The sequence below is a fragment of the Acinetobacter sp. F-1 genome (assembly GCF_022869025.1).
In the GTDB taxonomy this organism is placed as follows: Bacteria; Pseudomonadota; Gammaproteobacteria; order Pseudomonadales; family Moraxellaceae; genus Acinetobacter; species Acinetobacter pseudolwoffii.
The window spans coordinates 135,258-159,104 of record NZ_JAJKFX010000006.1 but is presented as its reverse complement, the minus strand read 5'-3'; the positions used below and the strand labels follow the sequence as shown (position 1 = coordinate 159,104).

Here is a 23,847-nt window from a genome sequence, read left to right as displayed (position 1 = left end):
TTTTATGCTGTCGCTTGTTCCAAGGCTTCACCGGCAATCGCACCGCCATCCTTACGGGTAATGACCACAGTCGCAGAGCGAGGCACTTTGCCTAAACGGCTATAACGCTCGCTTTGATTGGCTGGCCATGCACCGCCTGGATGCTGCACATTGACGAAAATTGCTTTGTAGTCCGGCGTAATCGTCACACCGGTAATTTCACAGCCCGATGGACCTGTGAGAAAGCGGCGAACCCGATCATTATTCAGTTTGGCACCGACAAAGGTTTCCTGTCCTTCAGCCTTGGTGCTGGCTGCCAATGCTTTTCTGCCATCACCGACTGTACCTGGCAGGGCTGCCAGCATCATACAGTTGGTTTCATCGGTGTACTGGCCATCATCCGTCTGAATCCACAGAATACCGCGCGGATCGAACCACATGCCATCCGGGCTGGAGAAGTCATTTAAATCATCCAGACCTGACAGGTTGATGTTAGAAGCAGCACGTGCTTCTGCACCGAACAGGAAAATATCCCAAGCAAAACTTGTCGCTGTAACTGTATTTTTAGCTTCACTGAAACGAATGATATGACCATTCATATTGCCTGAATTGCTGGCGCTTGAACCTTTAAAGTCGATGTAGCTACGTGGGTTGGCAGCATCAGTTTCATATGCACGACCACGGTTGCTGTTGTTGGTTAAGGTTACATACACTTCACCATTTTCGGGATTCACGGCAACCCATTCTGGACGGTCCATTTTGGTCGCACCAACATGGTCAGCAGCAAGACGGGCATTGATGACGATGTCATCCTGGCCTGCAAATGGATAGATTTCATTGGCAGTAGTTAAACCATTTTTGCCATGAGTCAGTTCTAGCCATTCACCTGTACCGTCATCATTGAATTTAGCGACATATAATGTCCCTTTATCCATGTATTTATCACCAGCAGTATAACCACCATTGACGTCTTTCGGATCCCAGACGGCTTCAGAAACAAATTTATAGATATATTCGCCGGTCGCATCGTCACCCATATAGAAAGCTAATGGCTGACCCGGAATAGGGTTACTACATCGGCAGTCCTCGTGTGCAAAACGACCCAGTGCAGTACGTTTAACTGGACGTGTAGTCGCGCTAAATGGATCAATCTCTACAATGAAGCCACACGTATTCATGACATTACGATAATCTGCTAAAGCACTTGCACCTTTAACTGAAATATCCCAACGATCATAAAGTCCTTTATCACCGGTTAATTCAGCAACAGGAGTATTCCAGCGGTATTGAGACGAACGGGCATCAGTACCACCACGACCATAACGAGATAATGAAATTTCTTCTTTTGCAATAGCGCGGGTGTCGTTGGCTTGACGAGCGAAATAACCACTCCAGTTTTCTTCAGCCGTTAAGTAAGTTCCCCATGGCGTATAACCATTACCACAGTTGGCAAAGGTGCCGCGCGTCAACGTTCCATCGGGTGAGAAAATAGTTTTGACGAGGTCAGAACCACGAGCCGGTCCATTAATTTCCATCTCGGTTGCTGCAGTGATACGACGGTTAAAATTAGAATTCAAGTTGATTTTAACGTCTTGTGTATTTGCATCTTTGCTGATCTCAATAACAGAAACACCATGCGCATTCACTTCACGGAGTACCTGATCTTCTGGACGTACGCCATCGATGGTAATTGTACCTTCTGGTGTATGGAGCTGAGATTGTTGTAGATATTCGTGGTTTAAAACAAGTAAACCTTGTGTTGATTCTTTGGCAGCATAATTTTTGTTGGTTGGATGCATACCGAAGAAGCTCATGCCGTCATGGTTGTCGCCTGCACGGAACTGATAAGAAGCACCTGATGCTAATGTTGCATCTGTCTTTTCTGGATACGCGGGGTTAATTGGATCACCGACCGCATATAGCACTTTCAGTTCATAGCCTTCAGGCACGCTAAAGAAGTTTTGTGTATTTTTGCGAACCGGCTCAAAGGTCAATTTATTCGGGCGCGCTTTCAGGTCACTCCATGCATGTTGATCTGGGTTCGTGGTGTCTGGTGGTGTAGTGGGATTAGTGTCAGGCGTGCCAGAATCATTATCATCATCTGAACAACCACTTACTGTTGCTGCGAAGGCTAAGGCCATTGCCCCACTGGTGGTTTTTGCAATAAAACTACGGCGACTGGTGTATTGATCCAGAATTGTTTGAAAGTGGCTATTGTTTGAATTATTACTGTCTTCAACCAGATCCTGGCAAGGTATCATGTCTTCGTTTTTCATTTTAAAGTCCCAATTAAAAAATAAGTGCTTGGTGGTGTAGAAGTTTTCAATACCTTAAGTCTGGGATGTGACACTAATCTTAAGGAAATGTGACATTAAGATTAAATAAATCAGTATTTTAATAATATTTTGAAAATAAAAAGACAGCCGGAGCTGCCTGAGTTAAAGCATGATTTTTGTTTTGGCTGATTGTTCTTATTGCGCTTTTAAACGCCGTTTTTCGATCAGTTTTCCGGCCAGCAAACCCAGTTCAAACAGCAACCACATCGGTACAGCTAACATGATCATCGACAGTGCATCTGGCGGTGTCACGAACATCGCGACAAAGAAACAGCCGACAATAATAAAGCGCCGTTTCTCCACCAGGGTTTGTGTTGAAACTGCCCCAATCAGGATTAAAACCAAGGTAATAATCGGGATTTCAAAGGTAAAACCAAAGACCAGAAACAGCTTTAAACAGAAGCTAAGATAACTGTTAATGTCGGTCATCGGTGCCACAGTTTCCGGTGAGACACTGATAAAAAAATGCAGGATCGAAGGTAAGGCCACAGAGTAGGCAAAGCTGATCCCGGTATAAAACAGCACAATACTGCCGATCAAAAGCGGCAGCGCCAGACTCTTTTCTTTGGCATATAACGCCGGTTTAACAAATGTCCAGAGCTGATACAGAATAAACGGCATTGTGATCATCAGCGCCACAAAGAAATTCAGCTTAAACGGTGCCATGAATGTTGCCGTCACATCCGTGGCAATCATGGTCGAGCTGGCAGGCAATTGTGCCCGTAAAGGTTCAGATAACCATTGATAGGTCTGATTGGCGAAAGGCAGCAAACAGAAAAACAGGCCAATCAGGACAGCAACCACTTTAAACAGATGTTTTCTTAACACCACCAAATGCTGGGTAATCGGCATCTCTTCAAGGTTCAGCGCTGCAGCATCATTTGAAGCAGGTGTGGTCGGTGAAGACGTCATACGGCCACCTTCATTTCTGTATAGCGTTGTTGGGAAATCACTGCTTGAGTTTGTGCAGGCTGAGGTAAATACACCACTGATACGGGCTGTACTACAGGCTGATAGCGAAGCACGGGCTGGGCAGCCTGAGGCTTTACTTTTAATTCATCAGTTGCAATCGGCTGCTGCAAATCTGCCATTTGTGCCTGCATCTTGGCTTCGAGTTGCTGGATCCGCTGCATTTCGGCCTGCATCTGTTCTCGCAGTTCGGACAAGCGTAATTCACGATCCAGATCGTTCTGAACATTGCTGACCATGCGCTTGATCTTGCCATACCATGTTCCGACAAAACGGACTGCCTCAGGTAACTTGTCTGGCCCAAGCACCAGAAGTGCAATAATCCCGAAAATCAGCAGCTCGGTCATTCCGATATTGAGCATAGCGGACTCTTAACTCTTGATTGAGGTTTCAGGGGTTTTGACTTGTGCATCAATCGTTCGCGGTTCTTGCAGCTTGGCCATTTCTACTTCTTCATCTTTGACTGATTTTTTAAAGTCTTTAATTGCACCGCCGACATCTTTACCCAGGTTTTTCAGCTTCGATGTACCAAACAATAAAATCACCACAATTGCAAAAATCAGCACATGCCAAATTGATAATCCTGCCATTATTTTATCCTCTATATTTCATGCCCCTATCTCAGCAGGCTTGTATGACAATGCAGTGACGCTTTAATGACAGTTTGCCGACACGGCAGCAGGGTAATGAGTAATTCATATGAAAAATCTATCATTAGATGAAAAGGATGCTGTGCTAGCATATAACCTGATATGGAAATCTCAGCAGCACTGTCATGGCCTTGATTCTTCCCCTGCTGTCTTTTTTGATTGGTTATTGGGGTGTGCAATATTTAAAGCCGGTTCGACCTGTCTTGGCGGCTTTATTGGCACGTGTCCTGATTCCTGTGCTGATTATTTACAATATGGTGTTTTATAAAGCGGGCAGTCTGTGGCTGATGGGCTTTAGTATTTTTAGTTCAATTGTGCTGTTTAGCCTGTTTTATTATTTTGCCAAAGATAAATTGCGTGCGCTGTGTTTTAGCTATTTGAATGGCGTATGGCTCGGTCTGCCGTTTGCCTTAGCAGTGTTTGGCACTGACGCAATGTCGACCATGATTGCACTTTATATTGGTGGCTCATTATTTGGGAATGTCAGTGCTGTCATTGCCGTGAGCCAAACTCGCCAAGATTGGACATTTATTCTGAAAAATATCCTGCAATCGCCACCGGTGATCGCACTCAGTATTGCAGGGGTTTTATCATTTTGGGACTTTAGTCATTATGAGTTTCATCCCACCCTTCAATGGGCATATGCAGCCAATAAATTTTTAGTCACTTTTGCAGGAATGTGCATTTTGGGCATGTGGCTTCGTCATGTCCGTATTCAGCTGAGGGATTTAAAGCGCAGTCTGGTGCTGATCAGCGGGCGCTTTATTTTTGCATTAGGCTTGGCTGGTATTGCCTATATATTCTTGCCGATTCCACATCAGCTCCTGACTTATAGTGTAATGATGATGTATTTCTTATTGCCACCGGCAGCGAACATCGTGGCTTTAGAAACCCATTATCAGGGCACAGGGCATTCTGCCAAATATATTGCTTCGGGGACGATTGCGAGTGCAATTTTGATTGGGATCTATGGGCTGGTGTTGCATGCGGTGATGCCTACGCTATAAAGTTTCCTTTTTTGGAGAGAAGGCTAGAAAGAGTTATAAAGTCCCCCCCTTTGAAAAATGGGGATTTAGGGGGATTCTTGATAAGAGGTAAATTTGAATCCCTCCCGACCTCCCTTTGGAAAAGGGAGGGGTAAAACAAATTATTTCGCCAAACTGGCTTTAAACAGCTGCATGGCCTGACCACGATGACTGATTTTATTCTTTTCTTCTTTGCTCATTTCTGCACTGGAAATACCGAGTTCCGGCAACCAGAACAGCGGGTCATAACCGAAGCCATTTTCACCGCGTGCTGCTTCTAAAATTTCACCCGTCCAGATGCCCTGGAAAATTTGTGGCAGTGGATCTTCAGCATGTTGAACCAGTGCCAGTACACAGACAAACATGCCTTCAATCGCTTCGCTATCTTTACGCAATGGTTTCAAATCTGCCAGCAGTTTCTTATTGTTGGCGGCATCATTGCCATGTTCACCGGCATAACGTGCTGAGTAGATCCCAGGAGCTCCGCCAAGAACTGGCACACAAATGCCTGAGTCATCGGCAATCGCAGGTTTACCTGAGATTTTAGAGGCATGACGTGCCTTGATAATGGCATTTTCAACAAAGCTTAAGCCATCTTCGATGGCATCTTCGATATTCAATTTACCTTGCGCCACGACTTCAACAGGTAATTGTAATTCAGCAAACATTTTCTCAAACTCGGCAATTTTACCTTTGTTATTACTTGCCAATACCAGTGTGCCTTGGGATAACCAATCTGTAGAAGCCATGTGTCACTCATTCTCTAAATATCAATCGTGCTATTTTAACTGCCATTGCGGGTTTGTAGGCAATAAAAAAGCACCCGAAGGTGCTATTTATACCATTCAGCTTTATTGTGCCTGAATCCATCTGTCGGCACGGTCACGCGCCTGACGGATCTGTTCCTGGGTCAAGTTTGCCGCCAATGCTGTTTTCTTGCCTTCAGAAAGGGTAATCACTTTATTGTCGAGCATGCCATCACGGGTAGACAGTTCATACCACTGATAAGCACCCATGTAGTTTTTCTTTTTCTCTTCCATCATGGCCAGGTTAAAGCTGGCACGGTTATCACCACGGCTGGCTGCTTTTTCAAAATACTGACGTGCCAGCGCTTCATCTTTTCGGGTGCCCATGCCATCTGCCAGCATACGGCCGACATTTAACTGCGCCACAGCTAAACCTTGATCGGCAGCAGCTTTGTACCAGGCAAAGGCCTGTCGTTCATCTTTTTGAATGTCTTTGCCATACTGGTATTTGGTGGCCAGATAAAACTGTGCACCGGCCTGACCTGCTTTAGCCGCTTTGATCAGACTGTTGATATCCATTATTGAATACTGAGCCGCTTGACTGGCAACAGAAGGACTTGGAGCAACATAGTCTGCATGGGCTTGCATGCCAAAAAGTCCAGCCAGTAGCGTCGTACCTAATAATAATTTTTTCATAGCGCGCTCACTCGATAAATTGCGACTTCACCAAATAGATTAGGGAGATGTTTGCTCAGCAAACTATCTTCTTGATTCCCGTTCACAGCGAGTCGATTAATAATTTTGATGTTATTTTCCGCACAGAGTGCTTCAAAGTCACGGAATGTACATAAGTGGATATTCGGGGTGTTATACCACATATAAGGCAAGGCTTCAGAAACCGGCATTTTTCCTTTGATCGCCAAGAAAGAACGGGTCTTCCAGTGGGCAAAGTTTGGAAACGTAATAATGGCCTGTTTCCCTACACGCACCATATCACGCAATAATACGTCAGGTGCATCTACAGCCTGCAAAGCTTGTGCCATGACCACATTGTCAAAAGACTGGTCGGCAAAGCGGCTTAAACCGAGGTTTAAGTCTTGTTGGATGATATTTAACCCGCGACTGACCGCAATTGCAATCTTTTCCTGATCAATTTCCAATCCGTATGCACGAATATCGTGTTTTTTACTCATTTGTGCCAGCAATTCACCATCGCCACAACCCAGGTCGAGCACGCTAGAACCGGGCTTAATCCACTTTTCAGCGAGTTGTTGATCGATACGCATTATACGGCCTCCTTCGGTGTGGCTTTCAGGTGTTCTTCACCACCCAGGAATGCACGCAAAGATTTTACATACAGGGGAATCGGGAACAGGAAGGAATCATGACCCTGTTCGGCATCAATATCTAAATAGCTCACCGGTTTATGGTTGCTAATTAATGCATCCACAATTTCCTGCGAGCGGGCAGGGGTAAAACGCCAGTCAGTCGTGAAGGACACCACCAAAAATTTGCACTGGGTATGGGCCATGGCTTTTTTCAGTGACTGCTCATATTCACGTGACGGATCAAAATAATCCAGTGCTTTGGTCATGATCAGATAGGTATTGGCATCAAAGTTACGGCTGAACTGTTCACCCTGATAACGCAAATAACTTTCGACCTGGAATTCGACATCAAAACCATACATAAATTTGCCAGATTTCAGATCACGGCCAAATTTCTGCTTCATGGCTTCTTCGGACAGGTAGGTAATATGACCGACCATACGCGCCAGGATCAGGCCACGTTTGGGATAGCTGTCATTTTCCAGATAACGGCCGTTGTGGAAGTCAGGATCAGACAAAATTGACTGACGTGCTACTTCATTAAAGGCAATATTCTGTGCTGAAAGTTTTGGCGCACTGGCAATAATCACACATTTTCTTAAACGGTTCGGGTAATCCACTGACCATTGCAGTGCCTGCATGCCACCGAGTGAACCACCAATGATGGCATCCCAAGTCTGAATGCCTAAACGATCGGACAATAAAGCCTGAGTTTTAACCCAGTCGCGGACCGTGACCAGCGGAAAATCTGGACCATAAGGACGGTTTTCATTTTCAGGATTTGGTGAGGTTGGACCGGTAGAGCCACTACAGCCCCCAATATTATTCAGTGAAACCACAAAGAATTTTGCAGTATCAATGGTTTTGCCGGGACCAATACAGGCGTCCCACCAGCCGGCCTTTTTATCATCTTCATGATGATAACCTGCGGCATGATGATGACCAGAAAGGGCATGACAAATCAGAATGGCATTCGACTTGTCAGCATTTAAGGTACCGTAAGTTTCAACCATCAGTTCAAAACGGGGGAGGATGCGACCGCATTCAAGCTCTAACGGCTCTTCAAATTGGAACTTTTGTGGGACAACAATGCCCACTGAGTCAGCTGGAAAAGACACGGGGAGGATTCGCCTTAAAATCTTGAGTATGAATAATAAAAGGATACCACTAGCGGATATCCTTCTAAAGTCATTTTAGTGCTATGAATTATCGCTAATTCTAATACAGCCGGTTAGACCGCAGCAGCGATTACCTGATCAGTGCTTAATACACCTTGATCAATCAGACGGTTGGTCGATGCAAGAATTGCTTCGATCGAAGAGGTCACGATGTTGTCATGCACACCCGCACCAAAGGCAGACTTGCCAGTGCCTTTGACTTGCAGTTCAATCAAGGCCAAGGCTTTGGCATGCGCACCTGAACTGATGCTGCGCTCTTCATAGTTCACCACATCAATCGGTAACTGAAGTGCATCCAAGATTGCAGAAATTGGACCATTGCCTTCACCGCGAACACGGCGGGACTGACCCTCAACTTCAAGATCCAGCTCAATCACCTGATTGCCATTGTCATCCGATAACTTGTAGTTCTTAGTTGAGTAATGTACATGTTTAACATCGACATAAGTCTCTTTAAACAACTTCCAGATCTCGGTTGCAGAAATTTCAGTGCCTTGTTCATCGGTACGTTTTTGTACAATTTGCGAGAACTCGATTTGTAAACGACGTGGTAAAGTCACGTTGTAATTCGATTCTAACAAGTAGGCGATACCGCCTTTACCTGACTGTGAGTTAACGCGAATCACCGCATCATAGTCACGGCCCAAGTCTTTTGGATCGATTGGTAAATATGGCATATCCCACATTTCTTGGTCTTTCTGGAATTCGAAACCTTTTTTGATCGCATCCTGATGTGAGCCGGAGAATGCAGTAAAGACCAAATCACCTGCGTATGGATGACGTGGATGTACTGGCAAACCGGTACATTCTTCTACAGTCGCGATAATTTCATTGATATTGGAGAAATCCAGGTTTGGCGCAACACCTTGGGTATACATGTTCAATGCGATTGCTGCCACATCGACGTTACCGGTACGCTCACCGTTCCCAAACACACAACCTTCAACACGATCGGCACCAGCCATCATCGCCAATTCAGATGCCGCGATGCCGCAACCACGGTCATTATGACAGTGCACTGAAATAATCACGCCGTCACGACGCTGAATGTTGCGGTGCATCCATTCGATTTGATCGGCATAGATGTGTGGACCTGAAACTTCTACCGTTGCTGGCAAGTTCAAGATCACTTTATTGGTCGGTGATGCTTCCCAGATTTCAGTCACAGCATCACAAACATCTTTTGCGACTTCTAATTCAGTCGCAGTGAAACATTCCGGGCTGTACTGGAAGACAAATTCAGTTTCAGGCTGTTTTGCGGCATATTCTTTGACTTTTTGTGCGGCATTGACGGCTAATTGTTTTGCGCCCGCTACATCTACATTCAAGACTTTCTCGCGGAAAGTCGGTGAATTGGAGTTGTAGATATGCACAATGGCACGTTTTGCACCCTGTAAAGATTCAAAGGTACGAGCAATTAAATGATCACGGGCTTGAACCAAAACTTCGATATAAACATCTTCAGGAATATGATCTTCTTCAATCAATTTACGAGTGAAATCAAAGTCAATTTGCGATGCTGAAGGGAAACCAATTTCAATATGCTTGAAACCGATTTTCACCAACATCTGGAACATCTTGAATTTTTGCTCCATGTTCATTGGCTCGAAGATCGCCTGGTTACCATCACGCAGGTCAGTACTCATCCAGATTGGCGCTTTGTTGATTTCATTGTTCGGCCATTGACGGTCTGGTAAGTCCACACGTTGATACATGCGACGGTATTTTTTACTTGGATCAGCCAACATCATGAGAGAGCTCCTTGTGTAACCTGATAGAGTCTGCGCTTGGTTGAAGCACTGGCAAAGGTTACCGAATAGATTGTGTCTATAATCGTCTACATACAGATTGGAACCAGCATTAAAACTAAAAATCTTCTGGAATATTTGGGATTTAGTTTTAATCAAAAAACCTGCATGATCAACTTATAACTTTAAGTTTAATCCAGTTAAACCGAAAAGTTTTTGCTTTTTTAATAGATTTTAGTCGTATCTTAATAAAGATTTTCTTATAAGCTTTAAGTTTTGAAAAATATTCCCATATATTTTAAGTATAGTGTTTTATATTTTCTTGATTTTGAAATAAGCCGTTATTTTTTACACCCAATCATGCCATATCAGCCTCTATTTTTAGAAAAGATAGCCCTAGATGGTTAAAGACATTTCATCCGGGCAAGCTTTTAAAGCTCGGCCCATTTGCGCATGAGGTTGTGATACAAATTGGTCAGTTTCATAACTTCTGCATGCTGATCGCCCAGTTGCATTCTCAAGTTTTGAATGCTTTGATCCAGATTAAACAGCATATGCCGTTCTGCATCATCACGAATCATGCTTTGTATCCAGAAAAATGAGGCAATTCGGCAACCTGAGGTGATTGGGGTGACTTCATGCAAACTGGTGGATGGATACAGAATCATATCGCCGGCAGGTAATTTTACTTCGTGATAACCGTAAGTGTCTTCGACCACCAGTTCACCACCGACGTATTCTTCAGGTTCACTCAAGAAAACCGTACAGGATAAATCCGTTCTAAGGCGTTCATTGCTGCCGCGAATACGACGAATCGAATTGTCGACATGAAAGCCGAAAGCTTCATTATTTTCATAGCGATTAAACAGGGGAGGAATGATATCCAGTGGAATCGCTGCCGATGAAAATAAAGCATGCTGTCCCAGAGATTCAAGAATAATATTACTTAAATGATGGGTCAGGGGATGATCTTCAGGCAATTGCTGATTCTGTTTCACCGTTGCAGAGAGCGTACCAGCCGTAACCTTGCCATTCACCCACTCGATTTTATTCATCTCCTCACGGAAATATTGCACTTGTTCTTTGCTCAGTACGTTTGGGATATGATGCAGCACGAAGACTTTTCCTGAATATTTTATATTGAAAATAGCATAGCCTCAATTTGGAGGCTATGCCGGTTTTAACTCAAGAATGATCAGTATTTAAAGTTGATTGCCAATACTGCGCTACGACCTTCTGCTTCAGTGGCATAGTGAGATGCATAAGCTTTGGTAAAGTAACGTTCATCAGACAGGTTGTTGACGTTCAATTGTAAATCAACATTTTTATTTAGGTTATAACGTGCCATCGCGTCGTAACGTATATAGCCTGGAACATATTTTGTATTCGCAGCATCGCCATAGACTTTATCCATTGCCACAGCACCCGCACCTAAAGTTAAAGCTGGAGTTATTGCATAAGTCGTCCACAGGGTTGCGCTGTTTTTCGCGACGTTTTGAACCTGATTGCCATTAGTTGGGCTTGGAACATATACTGCTGGTGCTCCTGATGCCGCAGTATTAACAAAACCAGCATCAACAATTTCGCTGTCTAGATAAGTATAGCCAGCTGAAACTGCCCATTTATCAGTAATATTGCCATTTGCACCAAGTTCAATACCATCTACGCGAGTTTCACCAATATTACGAGTAAATCCATCTGTATCAAGAGCACGGGTATTCTCTTTTTCAGTTCTAAAAATAGCAGCAGTTAAATTTAACTTATCATTGAGTACATTCCATTTTGTACCAATTTCATATGTTTTAACTTCTTCTGGTTTTAGATTATTGATCGCTTTGGCCTGTTCTTCAGATGTATTTCTGCCCGGAACGCTAATACCTTCAGAGCCGTCACCAGCGTCCACGCCTACAGGGTTGGCAGAAGTGGCATAACTTGCATAAATCGCGCTGCTTTCAGTAGGTTTAAATGTTAAACCCGCTTGGTAATTAAAAAAGTCATTACTTGAAGTATATGCTGTTCCTGCTTTAATCGTTCCGGAATCTTTATTGTATTTCATATCCGTTTCGAACTTATCCCAGCGAACACCTAGGTCTACCAGCCATTGTGGGGTAATTTCTAGATTGTTCAAAGCATAGATAGATTGTGTTTTAGATGTGATATTAGTGACATTAGGATTTGGGGTAACAGTTCCTAACCAAGCATCATAAGAATTAGGATTGTTCAGATCGGTACACCAACCATTTGAATTGACTAACGAGCAGGCATTATTTGCATTGTTGTTATTGGAACTACCGCCAATTTTAGATGTATTCGGATCAGTGACTATATTCGATCCACGATCTGAATCTTGTTTAGAATATTCGGCACCAACATTGAATTTGTGCGTTAGCACCCCAGTATTGAACTTTCCTGTTAAAGCGAGTTGATCTGTAAAGCTGTCTGTACTGGTTAAATTGGTATTGAGGCGGCGCCAAATTTCATTATTTAAAATATTACCTTGGCTATCATCTGGTTGTGTCCACAAATAATTATTCTCAGACTTATTGTATACAGCGGTATTGCTAAGAGTAAGATCTTCATTTAGATCGTGTTCTAGTTTAATAGTACCAGATTGATTTTCTTGTTTTTGGAAGTCACGATTAAGCCATCCGTAGTAAATACCTTGTTTTACATCGACAGGTTTACCTACGGTTGCTTTTTTTACCGCATCATATTGATAAGGAACACCAGAATCAGGCGTATCATCAGACTTTAAGTAGTAATAGCTCAAAGTCGCGCGAGTAGGGGTGTCTAAGCCGAAACTAATGCTTGGCGCAATACCGGCACGTTTATATTCGGCACCATCTTTCTGACCAGCTTTTTCATTATGATGACCCATTACCGCAACACGTGCTGCGATACCATTTCCGAAATCTTTATTGCCATCTAAAGTAATACGTTGATAGTTATCTGTGCCACCAGCGACCGAGCCTTCTAAAAAGTCACCTTTCTTCGCAACTTTAGAAATCATGTTGATACTACCACCGGTCGCTCCTGCGCCGCCCATGGCAGACGCAGAACCTTTAGTTACTTCGACCTGTTCGACAGCAAACATTTCACGGTTTTGTGAAGTGGCATTACGAACGCCGTCTACATACATGGAGCTTTCAGAGTTATAACCACGAATAAACGGACGATCGCCGTTTGGATTGCCCCCTTCACCTGCACCTAGGGTAATACCCGGCACAGTACGTAAAGCATCACTTAAAGTCGTCACTTGCGTATCTGCAATCAGCTGTTTTGAAATAACGGATACTGATTTTGGTGTGTCGAGTAAAGGAGCAACAAATTTGCTGTTTGCAGATTGATCTACTTTTAAGCTGGGTGCTTGTTCAGCTTTGACTTCTTGATGAATGGTGTCAAGTCGAACTACATTTTCTTCAGCAATTGCATGTGTTCCGACAATTGATAAAGACGAAACAATTGCAGAGGAAACGATTTTTTTACGTGTTTTAATAAAGGTCATGTTAAACCTAAGAAATGAATTTGAAAATGTATGCGAATAATAATGATTCTTGTTTTTACTTTGATCTTTTTATCATGGGAATTCATGATCTTTAAGAAAATGTTAAATGAGTTCTTAAATGTAATGATGTAACAATAGTTATTTAAGTATTTGTTTTTAATTAATATTGAAAAATAAATTGGATTGTTAAATTTTTATTGATAATAGTGATGTTTATGGAAGGGTATGAATTAGCAAGGTTTCGGAAGGTGCTGGTCTAGCGACAATAAAAAACCCTGCTAGGGCAGGGTTTTTTATTGCAATTACTTTAAGTTTTAGAAGTCATAAGACAGAGATAACCAGTAGTTGCGATCAGGAATATATGTTCCTGCTAAACCACTTGTAGTTTTAGTATAAAGAAAGGCATTTTCTACATCATTATCACTGTTGATGAACGTTTTGTAGTCGCCAAAGTCTTTGTTCAATAAGTTATTCACTCGACCTGAAACCGTCACTTGGTTACTTACTTTATAAGAAGCACCTAAATTGAATAACTCATATGCTTTTAATTTATTACCAACGGCATCAATCTCGCGACTTATATTTACATCATTAAGATTAGGATTCGTGAAGCGAACACGATCAGATTTATATTCAGCTTCTAACCATGTGGTGAACTTATCATTAACATACCAAGTTCCTGTGAAGTTCAAAGCATGACGAGGTGTATTTTCAATAGGATTACCTTTGTTTTCACCTTCGGTAATTTCAGATTCTAACCACGTATAGTTTGCTTTTACATCAAAGCTTGGAGAGATATCGTATTTTGCACTTAGCTCAACACCATAGCTTTCAGCTTTATCAGCATTACCTTTAAAGCCGAAGTTTTGTTGATTATCGAAACTACCTACAGTCATACAGTCACTCGCAGGCGCTTGTCCTGCTGGGCGACCTGCCCATAAACAGTTTTCAAACACACGTGCATCGCTGACAATAATGTCTTTAAATTGAGTAAAGAATGCCGTAGTCGTTAAAGAGAAATTAGATAAGTTATCGTAAACGAAACCAAGCTCATAGTTTGTGGTTTCTTCAGGCTTAAGATCTGGATTACCCAAGGTCACGTTTCGACCTTGAGAGCTAAATCCGTTAATGCCGCTATGGAGATCATTGGCTGTTGGAACTTTATAGCCTGTGCTCACGCCACCTTTTAATGTCCATTGATCATTCGTATTCCAAACTAAGTAAGCACGAGGTGTGAAGTGGCCACCAAAAGCGCTATGGTCTTCGTAGCGACCACCGAAAGTGAGCGCAAGTGAATCAGTTAGATTCCATTCATCTTCAGCAAATATAGACCAAGAGTCTTGCTCAAATGCAACACTATTACCTGCTGAATTGTCAATGGTTTCACCATCTTTATATTCAACACCAGCAGTAACTTTATGATTGCCAAGCGTTGAAATTATACGAGAATCAACAGTTAAGTCTTTATTTTCTAAGATACGATCTTGGGTACCATCAGAGAAATAGTTGTATTCAGGAACATTACCTTTAGGTAAGCGACGACCTTCTTGTTCAGAAGTTACATAGCTTGCAAACGTTTTCCATTGACCGAAATTTAACTCAGTATCGACACCAGCAGAAATACGATCTCTTAAAAATTTGATTTCATCTTTATATGAGCCTGGGCCAGATGGTAAACCTGTCGTGCGGTTGAATTCGTAAAGTTCGCCTAAGCGAGCATCGCTATTATTGAAACGTTGTTCAGAATGATCGAAATCAACCCAAGTAGACACATTATCATTCAGGTTATAGGTCAATTTTGTACCAACAGCATAATTATTTGCTTCTACAGTACGAGGATCTCGTCCTTGACTACCTTCATCAATAGTTTTTGCAGGTGTCACAAGTCGATCTGATTCGTCACGATGGAAAAACTCACCGCGTACTTGAATGCCAAGCTTATCTTGAATCAATGGACCATTTACGACTGCGCTAGTTTTCCAGTTATTGCCAATCTCAGAATTTTCTTGAATATTTTGCTCAACAGAAACATTACCATTCCACTCAGAAGAGACCTTTTTGGTAATGATGTTGATAATACCGCCCATTGCATCTGAGCCATATAGTGTAGACATTGGACCACGAATCACTTCAATACGTTCAATAGAAGCTAAAGGTGGCATAAAACTGGTAGAGAATTCACCAAAACCGTTTGGGCCAATTGAGCCAGAGGTATTTTGACGTTGACCATCAATTAAAATAAGGGTGTAGCTTTGATTTAAACCACGCATTTGGATATTAAGGCCGCCTGTTTTACCTTGACCATTACGTACGTCAACACCAGGAACTTCTGTAAGTGCATCAGCAATGCTGGTAATGCCCTTTTTCTTTAGGTCTTCAGCAGTGACCACACTAATAGAGGCAGGTGCATTTTTTAATTCTTGTTCAAAGCCAGCCGCTGACACCACAATCGTGGAAAGTTGAGTTGTCGGAACAGATGTTGTGCTTGTTGTTTCAGCATGTGCAGCAGCTGTTGTAACCCCAAGAATAGCCACAGCTAAAGGTCGAAGATTAAAATCACGCATAACCAAAATTCCAATATGGAGAGAGTTCAGAGTTTTGTATCAAATTTGAAAGTGAATACTAGTGATAATATTTATCATTTGCAATAAAAATATACAATTCCTTCATTTCAATTTAATCGCCTGAATATTTGAAAAGATGCCAATTCAAGTAAAAAAAGGGTTTAAAAACTGGAACTCGCGCGTATTTTTTGTATATCCTTAAATGTTGTCATATAATGTGGCACATTTTTATAAACCTGTTATAACCTAATATATAGAGGAAGCCATGCAAGTAACTTCTGAAGCGGTTTCGGGCGTTGCCCGTCGTTTAAATGTTTCTGTACCGACGAGCCGTATTAATGAGCAATTTGAAGCTCGTTTAAAACGCACTGCTAAAACTGCGAAGATCAACGGCTTCCGTCCAGGTAAAGTGCCTGTAAACGTAGTTCGTCGTGAATACGGCGCGGGTATCTACCAAGAAGTGGTAAACGATATTATTCGTGACACAGTTTTCGAAGCAATCCAGCAAGAGAAAATCAATGCTGTGGGCATGCCAAACATCGAAAAAACTGAAATGAAAGACGACGCGCTGGTATATACAGCGACTGTTGAAGTTTATCCAGAAGTTGAAGTGAAATTCGAAGGTCTGGAAGTTGAACGTAAAGCAACTGAAGTCAACGATAAAGACGTTGAGAAGATGATCGAAAATCTTCAAAAACAACGTGCTGCTTGGGCTGAAACCAAAGGCATGGCTAAAAAAGACATGCAAGTGACTTTCGATTTTGAAGGTACGGTTGATGGTGAGAAATTTGAAGGCGGCGCTGCTGAAGACTTCAAACTTGTACTCGGTTCTGGCCGTATGATTCCTGGCTTCGAAGACGGCATCGTTGGTATGAAGAAAGGCGAAGAGAAAGTGATTGATGTAACTTTCCCTGAAGATTACCAAGCTGAAAACCTTGCTGGTAAACAAGCTCAATTCAAAATCACTGTGAAGCTTGTTGAAAAACAAAAACTTCCAGAAATTGATGCTGAATTCCTGGAAATCTTCGGTGTGTCTGAAGAAGAAGGCGTTGAGAAGTTGAAAGCTGACGTTCGTAAAAACATGGAACGTGAAGTGAAAAACGGCCTGCGTAACCAGGTAAAAGGTGCGACTTTTGATGCGCTTGTTGCTGCAAACGAAGTTGAACTTCCAGCGGCTATGCTTGCTCAAGAAATTGACCGTCAACGTCAACAAATGATTCAGCAGTTCACTCAACAGTTCGGTGCTCAAGGTGCGCAAGCATTTGATTCAAGCATGCTTCCAGATGAATTGTTCAAAGAACAAGCTGAAAAATCTGTAAAACTTGGTGTATTGGTTAGCCGTGTTTTAGCTGATGCGAAAATCGAAGTAGATGCTGCACGTGTTGAAGCGTACATCGAAGACATGGCTTCTTCTTATGAAGATCCAAATGAAGTGATCGAATACTTCAAAAACGATGCGCAACAGCGTGCTCAAATCGAAGCAGTTGTACTAGAAGACCAAGTTGTTGATTACATTTTGGCTTCTGCTAAAGTAACTGATGCGACTGTAAGCTATGAAGACTTATTGAAAGAGCAACAAGCTCGTCAACAAGGCTAATTTAGCTTTCGATAAAAAAGGCGCTTAATGCGCCTTTTTTTTCATATTGAGCGCTGAAAAAAGCATTTCTGTTTTTCACAAAACTAATGCAAAAAATATAATGGATTTGTTGGCGAATTTTTTGCAATTTCAGTGATTATCCCTCATATTGTGATTATGGGTTAGGTCACAAAAAATTTAGGAATAAATAAACGTATGTATGTTCCAACGATTGAAAACGCTTTAGTGCCAATGGTGGTAGAACAATCCTCTCGTGGTGAGCGTTCTTTTGATATTTATTCACGCCTTTTGCGTGAACGTGTAATTTTTATGACGGGCGAAGTTGAAGACAACATGGCGAACCTGATCGTTGCGCAAATGTTGTTTTTAGAGGCGGAAAATCCAGATAAAGATATTCATCTATATATCAATTCACCAGGCGGTTCGGTAACTGCAGGTATGGCGATTTATGACACCATGCAGTTTATCAAACCAGATGTCGTAACGTACTGCATGGGTCAGGCAGCATCAATGGGTGCGTTCCTGCTGAATGCCGGTACCAAAGGCAAGCGTTATTGCCTTGAAAATGCCCGTGTCATGATTCACCAGCCATTGGGTGGTTTCCGTGGTCAGGCTTCAGATATTGAAATTCATGCACGTGAAATCTTGTTTATTAAAGAACGTTTAAACCGTTTAATGGCTGAACACAGCGGTCAGGATTACGAGAAAGTTGCACGTGATACAGACCGTGACAACTTTATGACTGCTCAGCAAGCGAAAGAATACGGTCTTGTGGACGAAGTTTTAACTAAACGTCCGTAAGTTTTAAAGATTGAGATAGTGGAGTAAATATGTCCGAACATCCTCAAGGACAAAAGCATTGTTCATTTTGCGGTAAAACGCAGTCTGAAGTCGGGAAGCTGATTGCAGGCGAGGACGCATACATTTGTAACGAATGTGTGGACGTATGCTTAGATTTGGTTCAAACCAGTCAGCAGGTGGAAACCAATGACTGGGCCAATCGTCCTTTGCCGAAACCGCATGAAATTCGTGCGGCCTTGGATCAATATGTGATTGGTCAGGACGTCGCGAAAAAAACCTTGTCAGTGGCGGTTTATAACCATTACAAGCGCTTGAAAGTGCAGAATAATGGCAAGAAAGCTGATGATTCAGTCGAGCTTTCAAAAAGTAATATTATGTTGGTTGGTCCGACAGGATCAGGCAAAACCTTGCTTGCACAAACGCTGGCACGTCTTCTTGATGTTCCATTTGCTATGGCAGATGCAACGACACTGACCGAAGCCGGTTATGTGGGTGAAGATGTAGAAAACATCGTACAGAAGCTTTTGCAAAAAGCCGATTACGATGTCGAAAAAGCGCAAAAGGGGATTATCTATATCGATGAGATCGACAAGATTACCCGCAAGTCTGAAAACCCATCCATCACGCGTGATGTATCAGGTGAAGGTGTTCAGCAAGCATTATTGAAAATGATTGAAGGCACGGTTGCATCAATTCCGCCACAAGGTGGACGTAAGCATCCGCAGCAAGAATTCATTCAGATTGATACCTCAAACATCCTGTTTATCTGTGGTGGTGCATTCTCAGGACTTGAGAAAATTGTACAGCAGCGTCAGGAAAAAGGTGGCATCGGCTTTACTGCAGAAGTGCGTAAAAAAGATGAAACCAAGAAGCTGTCTGACTTGTTCCGTCAAGTTGAAGCAACTGACCTGGTAAAATTTGGTTTGATTCCAGAATTTATTGGTCGTTTGCCAGTGATTGCTACTTTGGATGAGTTAGATGAAGAAGCACTGATGCAGATTCTGACTGAGCCGAAGAACGCTTTGACCCGTCAGTACCAACATCTGTTTGATATGGAAGATGTGGATCTGGTCTTTGAAGAATCTGCTCTACGTGCCGTGGCTAAGAAAGCAGTTGAGCGTAATACAGGCGCACGTGGTCTACGTTCGATTCTGGAAAATTCATTGCTGGAAACCATGTATGACTTGCCAAGCCGTAGTGATGTCGGCACTGTGGTCGTCAATGAAGCGGTGATTAAAGGTGAAGCAGAGCCGGAATACCGTGCCGAGCGTCAGCCGCATGATCAGCAAGAGACAGCGACAAAAATAGATTTAAAGGTCGTGAATAGTAAATCTGCTTAATTGCTATTCGTCCGAAACGTGCGAAAACTCCGTGTTTTCGCACGTTTTTTATTTCCAAAAATAAAGCTCGGTGTTAATCTGATTCACTAGGCGTGGATGCCTAAAACTTATAAAAAACAAATCGCAAAGCACTTGCATACAAAAGAATAAAGACGCAGTGAGGGATAAGCATGCGTGGAGTCGCAATTGTACTCATCAGCAGTTTGGCATTGCTGGGGTGTCATGGTAAGAAAGCCGTCGTTGAGCCTACACAGCCACTCAGCACTTTAAAAAATATCGATCTTGAAAAAAAACCGGGCTTCGTCGAGCAGCATCGTATCGGCATGTTCACCATTGGCGGCTGGGTCAATCAAAAGCAGGGCAACCAGTTTCAGACGGTGAAACCGCAGCATGCTGAAGCAGCCATCGTGTATTTATACCGGCCTGATTCCAGATGGAACCGTCAGGAAATTGTTGCTGCCAGCCTGTTTATTAATCAAGAACATATTCCAAGTCTTTTGCATAATCATTATTACTGGATTGAAGTTCCTACAGGAACGTACCGTTTAAGTACCAGTCGACCGTTGGGCGCTTTGCATTTTCAGAAGCCTAAATATCTGGATTTTAGTGTGGAAGCAGGACAATCCTATTTTATTAAATATGATGAAGAAAATATCAGCACCCGGCGTAGTGTCTCGGGGCCCTTCATGCTCATGCCGGAAAAAGTCGGTCTGAATGAAATTGCTTTTACTCAGCTTAAATCTCACAGTTTTAATTTTGTAGCGCAAGATCAGGAAACTGGCTATATTCGCAAAAAAGCCCAGAAAATTGAACCGACTGCTTATGATCCATCATTAGATGTACAGTTGAAGGCACCTTTTAAACTTTGGGATCCGCGTACTTGGTAATGGAACATTTTCTAGAATAAATATAATAAAAAAGCACCGATAGAGGGTAATGTTGATCAGTTAAGGAGTTTAGAAATAGACTCTTTAATTTTTTAGTCATTCACAGCGGAGTATTAATTTTATAAATCAAATTCTTGTAAATTATTTGTTACTTTGGTTTCGCCCAAATGAGAAGCGAAGCTTCGCAAGGAAGGCATCTTGCGGAGCAACACTCCTCATCCGCAAAACTCGTCAGCCACCATCGACCAGTAAGTTTGTCGCAGAAACAATCATTTTTAAATCTTGCGGTGCAATACACCTCATGCCTCAAACAGTTGCGGATGACTTTTCTATCTATCAGATATAATCATGAATTTCAAGAAGAAAATGCCAGTCAATTCCTTAACTGACTGGCATTACCGATAGAGGGTGCTTTGTTATTGCAGTCAAAATTAGCCCGCAGCAGCGTCCACGACTGGAATCTTACCAATTTTTGCTTGCCAGATTTTCGGTGCAGTCGCGTGAATAGAAGTACCATTCACATCAACTGCTACAGATACCGGCATATCTTTTACGACAAACTTGTAGATCGCTTCCATGCCTAGGTCAGCAAAGGCAACCACTTCAGCTTCACGGATGGCTTTAGATACTAGGTAAGCAGCACCACCGACAGCCATGAGATAAGTCGCCTGGTTGTCTTTAATGGCTTCAACGGCAGCAGGACCACGGTCCGCTTTACCGATCATGCCGAACATGCCAGTTGCTTCAAGGACCTGGCGTGTGAATTTATCCATACGTGTAGCCGTTGTTGGGCCTGCAGGGCCTACAACTTCATCACTGACTGGATCGACTGGGCCAACGTAGTAGATAAACTTGCCTTTCAAATCAACAGGAAGTTCTTCACCGTTGTTGAGCATGTCGACCATACGTTTGTGCGCAGCATCACGACCCGTGTAGATTGTGCCGTTAAGAAGAAGCGTATCGCCTGGTTTCCAAGCATTCATCTCTTCTTGAGTAATTGTGTCGAGGTCAACGCGTTTAGAGGTTGAAGAATCCCAAGTGACTTCAGGATAGTCTTCAAGTTTCGGTGCGATGATGTTGGCAACACCCGTACCATCAAGTGTGAAGTGTGCATGACGAGTCGCAGCACAGTTCGGGATCATACCGACTGGCTTACCAGCAGCGTGACAAGGGTAATCCTTGATCTTAATATCAAGAACAGTGGTTAAACCGCCAAGACCTTGTGCGCCAATACCCAAAGCATTTACTTTTTCGAAGATTTCGATACGAAGCTCTTCCATTTTGCTTTGTGGACCACGACGAAGCAATTCGTCCATGTTGATCTCTTCCATCAATGCTTCTTTGGCAAGCATCATGGCTTTTTCAGCAGTACCACCGATCCCGATCCCCAGCATACCTGGTGGACACCAGCCTGCACCCATGGTTGGAACAGTTTTCAGTACCCAATCCACGATTGAATCAGACGGGTTTAACATTGCCAATTTAGATTTGTTTTCTGAACCGCCACCTTTGGCTGCTACAGTGATATCTACTTTATTACCAGGCACAAGCTTGTGGTAAATCACGGCAGGAGTGTTGTCTTTGGTATTCTTACGACCAAAAGCAGGATCGGCCAGAACTGATGCACGAAGCACGTTGGAGTTTTCTAAATAACCCTGACGTACGCCTTCATTGATTGCATCATCCAGGCCCATGGTTAAATCGAATTTAACATCCATGCCCACTTCAACAAATACGTTGACGATACCGGTATCTTGACAGATTGGGCGGTGGCCTTCTGCACACATGCGTGAGTTAATTAAGATTTGCGCGATCGCATCTTTAGCAGCTTTGTTCTCTTCACGATCATACGCACGGCTCATCGCTTGGATAAAGTCTTGTGGGTGATAGTAAGAAATGAACTGAAGCGCATCTTTAACCGATGTGATTAAGTCATCTTGCTTGATAATAGTTGTCATACAAATATCTCTTGAGCGGGCTGATAGCTAGCGGGCTAAATTATAAGACAAAAGAATCGGGTTGTGGGCATTTTGGGCGAGCATTGGCCGAAAGTTTATAGTTTAAGCAATCTGAAGGACGACTTGAGCAGCTCAGCGGGTCAAATATGACAGTAATCGGTCATATTTAGTGTCATATTTCAGATAAAAAATACGCATAATTTTGCTTATTCCGTATTAAGCGATTGAATTTTATTAATTATTTTAAATTTAATAAAAAACCAGATTGTCATATAACTGTCATAAAACTTTTACATAATGCAGCTATTGAAACGGGAGATCTTAACAATGGTTACAGGTATTTTAATGGCAAGTGGTTTTTGTGTATATATCGCTGCAACTTGGATGTACGGTCAGAAAGAAGATCAAGCCTAAGCTTTATCTTCTTTTTTATTTTAAGACATAAAAAATTAACCTATCTTCAAATCTTCAAATCTTCAAATCTTCAAATCTTCAAATCTTCAAATCTTCAAATCTTCAAATCTTCAAATCTTCAAATCTTCAAATCTTCAAATCTTCAAATCTTCAAATCTTCAAATCTTCAAATCCAGTTATAAAAATATTTGAAAACTCAAATTTAAAAAGCATCTCTCCTATAGCTTACTCAAGCCATGTTGACCATTTACATTTTTAACCCAGAAAAACTCAAAGCCTGAAAACCCTTACACATGTGGCATTTTTTATTGCTTAGACTGTTTCTCTCAACTTCTAGAAACAGGCAAGTAGAATGAACAATTTTAATGCAAGTGATATTAAAGAACATGCTTCAGTCATTGCTTCATGTGGTACTCAAGTCGGGAAGGTAGACCATTTAGAAGGTCAGGATTCAATTAAATTAACAAGAAGTGATGATGAAAATAATGAGCATCATCTGATTCCCTTGAGTTGGGTAAGCGAAATCAAAGACGATAGCGTAGTGCTCAATAAAACAGCAGAAGATGTGCGTAAAGAGTGGACCACCTTATAAAAAATTAAAGTCAGTGGACTGAAAAGCAGGGCTGTCTCAGCTTAATTTTTTATGTCACAGACTTTATTAGTAATCATTGAAAATGCCAGTTCGAAAGACTGGCATTTTTATTGTTTATTAAAACGAGATAATGATCGCGTGCTGAATTTATTGAAGCTATGAGTGTTTTTTTATAAAAAAACCACCTGATTTTTCAATCAGATGGTTTGGAAAACTTAAATTCAAGAAGT

At 42.3% G+C, this 23,847-nt stretch carries 19 protein-coding genes; 6 read left to right on the top strand and 13 right to left on the bottom strand.

Annotated features, from left to right (window positions below):
* Positions 1 to 2: 2 nt before the first annotated feature.
* The 4 genes from LOZ91_RS07915 to LOZ91_RS07900 form a co-directional block, all read right to left on the bottom strand.
* Positions 3 to 2,255: a PhoX family phosphatase gene (locus LOZ91_RS07915; RefSeq protein WP_244782967.1), complete on the bottom strand. Its 2,253-nt coding sequence runs from the start codon at positions 2,253 to 2,255 to the stop codon at positions 3 to 5.
* Positions 2,256 to 2,450: 195 nt separating this feature from the next.
* A complete protein-coding gene (gene tatC, locus LOZ91_RS07910) occupies positions 2,451 to 3,227 on the bottom strand; it encodes a twin-arginine translocase subunit TatC (RefSeq protein WP_244782966.1) in 777 nt (258 codons plus the stop codon).
* Positions 3,224 to 3,646, bottom strand: coding sequence for a Sec-independent protein translocase protein TatB (gene tatB, locus LOZ91_RS07905; RefSeq protein ID WP_005095555.1), 423 nt, complete (start codon positions 3,644 to 3,646; stop codon positions 3,224 to 3,226). Before tatB ends, tatC begins: the two co-directional genes overlap by 4 nt.
* A gap of 9 nt (positions 3,647 to 3,655) precedes the next feature.
* Positions 3,656 to 3,874 (bottom strand): Sec-independent protein translocase subunit TatA, encoded by a 219-nt coding sequence (locus tag LOZ91_RS07900; protein WP_005095557.1) that lies wholly within the window; start codon positions 3,872 to 3,874, stop codon positions 3,656 to 3,658.
* Positions 3,875 to 4,059: 185 nt separating this feature from the next.
* Between LOZ91_RS07900 and LOZ91_RS07895 the strand changes: the two genes are divergently transcribed.
* Positions 4,060 to 4,941, top strand: coding sequence for a hypothetical protein (locus LOZ91_RS07895; protein ID WP_005172765.1), 882 nt, complete (start codon positions 4,060 to 4,062; stop codon positions 4,939 to 4,941).
* A 140-nt stretch (positions 4,942 to 5,081) separates the two neighbouring features.
* Here the strand turns inward: LOZ91_RS07895 and rdgB are convergent, their stop codons facing one another.
* The 8 genes from rdgB to LOZ91_RS07855 form a co-directional block, all read right to left on the bottom strand.
* Positions 5,082 to 5,708, bottom strand: a complete 627-nt coding sequence (gene rdgB / locus LOZ91_RS07890; protein ID WP_180001633.1) for an RdgB/HAM1 family non-canonical purine NTP pyrophosphatase — start codon at positions 5,706 to 5,708, stop codon at positions 5,082 to 5,084.
* A 102-nt stretch (positions 5,709 to 5,810) separates the two neighbouring features.
* The gene (locus LOZ91_RS07885; protein ID WP_005095562.1) at positions 5,811 to 6,401 is read right to left on the bottom strand and encodes an SEL1-like repeat protein; all 591 of its coding nucleotides are present in this window, start codon (positions 6,399 to 6,401) and stop codon (positions 5,811 to 5,813) included.
* Positions 6,398 to 6,991: a methionine biosynthesis protein MetW gene (gene metW, locus LOZ91_RS07880; RefSeq protein WP_005095565.1), complete on the bottom strand. Its 594-nt coding sequence runs from the start codon at positions 6,989 to 6,991 to the stop codon at positions 6,398 to 6,400. Before metW ends, LOZ91_RS07885 begins: the two co-directional genes overlap by 4 nt.
* Positions 6,991 to 8,151, bottom strand: coding sequence for a homoserine O-acetyltransferase (locus tag LOZ91_RS07875; RefSeq protein WP_244782964.1), 1,161 nt, complete (start codon positions 8,149 to 8,151; stop codon positions 6,991 to 6,993). The genes metW and LOZ91_RS07875 overlap by 1 nt, the downstream gene beginning before the upstream one ends.
* Before the next feature lie 113 nt (positions 8,152 to 8,264).
* Positions 8,265 to 9,962, bottom strand: a complete 1,698-nt coding sequence (leuA, locus tag LOZ91_RS07870; protein ID WP_159138504.1) for a 2-isopropylmalate synthase — start codon at positions 9,960 to 9,962, stop codon at positions 8,265 to 8,267.
* A 428-nt stretch (positions 9,963 to 10,390) separates the two neighbouring features.
* Positions 10,391 to 11,074: a Fe2+-dependent dioxygenase gene (locus LOZ91_RS07865; protein WP_244782962.1), complete on the bottom strand. Its 684-nt coding sequence runs from the start codon at positions 11,072 to 11,074 to the stop codon at positions 10,391 to 10,393.
* 80 nt (positions 11,075 to 11,154) lie between these two features.
* Positions 11,155 to 13,464 carry a TonB-dependent siderophore receptor gene (locus LOZ91_RS07860; RefSeq protein ID WP_244782960.1) on the bottom strand — a complete coding sequence of 770 codons (2,310 nt, stop codon included), beginning with the start codon at positions 13,462 to 13,464 and terminating at the stop codon, positions 11,155 to 11,157.
* Positions 13,465 to 13,778: 314 nt separating this feature from the next.
* Positions 13,779 to 16,028, bottom strand: a complete 2,250-nt coding sequence (locus tag LOZ91_RS07855) for a TonB-dependent receptor (RefSeq protein ID WP_005172757.1) — start codon at positions 16,026 to 16,028, stop codon at positions 13,779 to 13,781.
* A 265-nt stretch (positions 16,029 to 16,293) separates the two neighbouring features.
* On the opposite strand from LOZ91_RS07855, the gene tig reads away from it, so the two are divergent.
* From tig to LOZ91_RS07835, 4 genes are all read left to right on the top strand, one after another.
* On the top strand, positions 16,294 to 17,625 hold the full coding sequence (tig, locus tag LOZ91_RS07850; RefSeq protein WP_244782959.1) for a trigger factor: 1,332 nt from the start codon (positions 16,294 to 16,296) through the stop codon (positions 17,623 to 17,625).
* Between the two features lie 195 nt (positions 17,626 to 17,820).
* Entirely contained in the window at positions 17,821 to 18,426 is a 606-nt protein-coding gene (clpP, locus tag LOZ91_RS07845; protein ID WP_004647427.1) for an ATP-dependent Clp endopeptidase proteolytic subunit ClpP, read from the top strand.
* A gap of 29 nt (positions 18,427 to 18,455) precedes the next feature.
* A complete protein-coding gene (gene clpX, locus LOZ91_RS07840) occupies positions 18,456 to 19,766 on the top strand; it encodes an ATP-dependent protease ATP-binding subunit ClpX (protein ID WP_180078133.1) in 1,311 nt (436 codons plus the stop codon).
* A gap of 170 nt (positions 19,767 to 19,936) precedes the next feature.
* Positions 19,937 to 20,653, top strand: coding sequence for a DUF2846 domain-containing protein (locus LOZ91_RS07835; RefSeq protein WP_244782958.1), 717 nt, complete (start codon positions 19,937 to 19,939; stop codon positions 20,651 to 20,653).
* A gap of 431 nt (positions 20,654 to 21,084) precedes the next feature.
* On the opposite strand, the gene LOZ91_RS07830 is transcribed toward LOZ91_RS07835, so the two are convergent.
* Positions 21,085 to 22,611 (bottom strand): fumarate hydratase, encoded by a 1,527-nt coding sequence (locus LOZ91_RS07830; protein WP_244782957.1) that lies wholly within the window; start codon positions 22,609 to 22,611, stop codon positions 21,085 to 21,087.
* Between the two features lie 766 nt (positions 22,612 to 23,377).
* Between LOZ91_RS07830 and LOZ91_RS07825 the strand changes: the two genes are divergently transcribed.
* On the top strand, positions 23,378 to 23,617 hold the full coding sequence (locus LOZ91_RS07825; RefSeq protein WP_005095591.1) for a DUF2171 domain-containing protein: 240 nt from the start codon (positions 23,378 to 23,380) through the stop codon (positions 23,615 to 23,617).
* The last annotated feature ends 230 nt before the right edge of the window (positions 23,618 to 23,847 follow it).

Bases quoted from the DNA above. Each gene is read 5' to 3' on its own strand.
- LOZ91_RS07900 (WP_005095557.1), bottom strand. From the start codon at position 3,874: ATGGCAGGATTATCAATTTGGCATGTGCTGATTTTTGCAATTGTGGTG.
- tatC (WP_244782966.1), bottom strand. From the start codon at position 3,227: ATGACGTCTTCACCGACCACACCTGCTTCAAATGATGCTGCAGCGCTG.
- LOZ91_RS07895 (WP_005172765.1), top strand. From the start codon at position 4,060: ATGGCCTTGATTCTTCCCCTGCTGTCTTTTTTGATTGGTTATTGGGGT.
- clpX (WP_180078133.1), top strand. From the start codon at position 18,456: ATGTCCGAACATCCTCAAGGACAAAAGCATTGTTCATTTTGCGGTAAA.
- LOZ91_RS07860 (WP_244782960.1), bottom strand. From the start codon at position 13,464: ATGACCTTTATTAAAACACGTAAAAAAATCGTTTCCTCTGCAATTGTT.
- LOZ91_RS07835 (WP_244782958.1), top strand. From the start codon at position 19,937: ATGCGTGGAGTCGCAATTGTACTCATCAGCAGTTTGGCATTGCTGGGG.
- LOZ91_RS07915 (WP_244782967.1), bottom strand. From the start codon at position 2,255: ATGAAAAACGAAGACATGATACCTTGCCAGGATCTGGTTGAAGACAGT.
- rdgB (WP_180001633.1), bottom strand. From the start codon at position 5,708: ATGGCTTCTACAGATTGGTTATCCCAAGGCACACTGGTATTGGCAAGT.
- LOZ91_RS07885 (WP_005095562.1), bottom strand. From the start codon at position 6,401: ATGAAAAAATTATTATTAGGTACGACGCTACTGGCTGGACTTTTTGGC.
- LOZ91_RS07825 (WP_005095591.1), top strand. From the start codon at position 23,378: ATGAACAATTTTAATGCAAGTGATATTAAAGAACATGCTTCAGTCATT.
- metW (WP_005095565.1), bottom strand. From the start codon at position 6,991: ATGCGTATCGATCAACAACTCGCTGAAAAGTGGATTAAGCCCGGTTCT.
- clpP (WP_004647427.1), top strand. From the start codon at position 17,821: ATGTATGTTCCAACGATTGAAAACGCTTTAGTGCCAATGGTGGTAGAA.
- LOZ91_RS07855 (WP_005172757.1), bottom strand. From the start codon at position 16,028: ATGCGTGATTTTAATCTTCGACCTTTAGCTGTGGCTATTCTTGGGGTT.
- LOZ91_RS07830 (WP_244782957.1), bottom strand. From the start codon at position 22,611: ATGACAACTATTATCAAGCAAGATGACTTAATCACATCGGTTAAAGAT.
- leuA (WP_159138504.1), bottom strand. From the start codon at position 9,962: ATGATGTTGGCTGATCCAAGTAAAAAATACCGTCGCATGTATCAACGT.
- tatB (WP_005095555.1), bottom strand. From the start codon at position 3,646: ATGCTCAATATCGGAATGACCGAGCTGCTGATTTTCGGGATTATTGCA.
- tig (WP_244782959.1), top strand. From the start codon at position 16,294: ATGCAAGTAACTTCTGAAGCGGTTTCGGGCGTTGCCCGTCGTTTAAAT.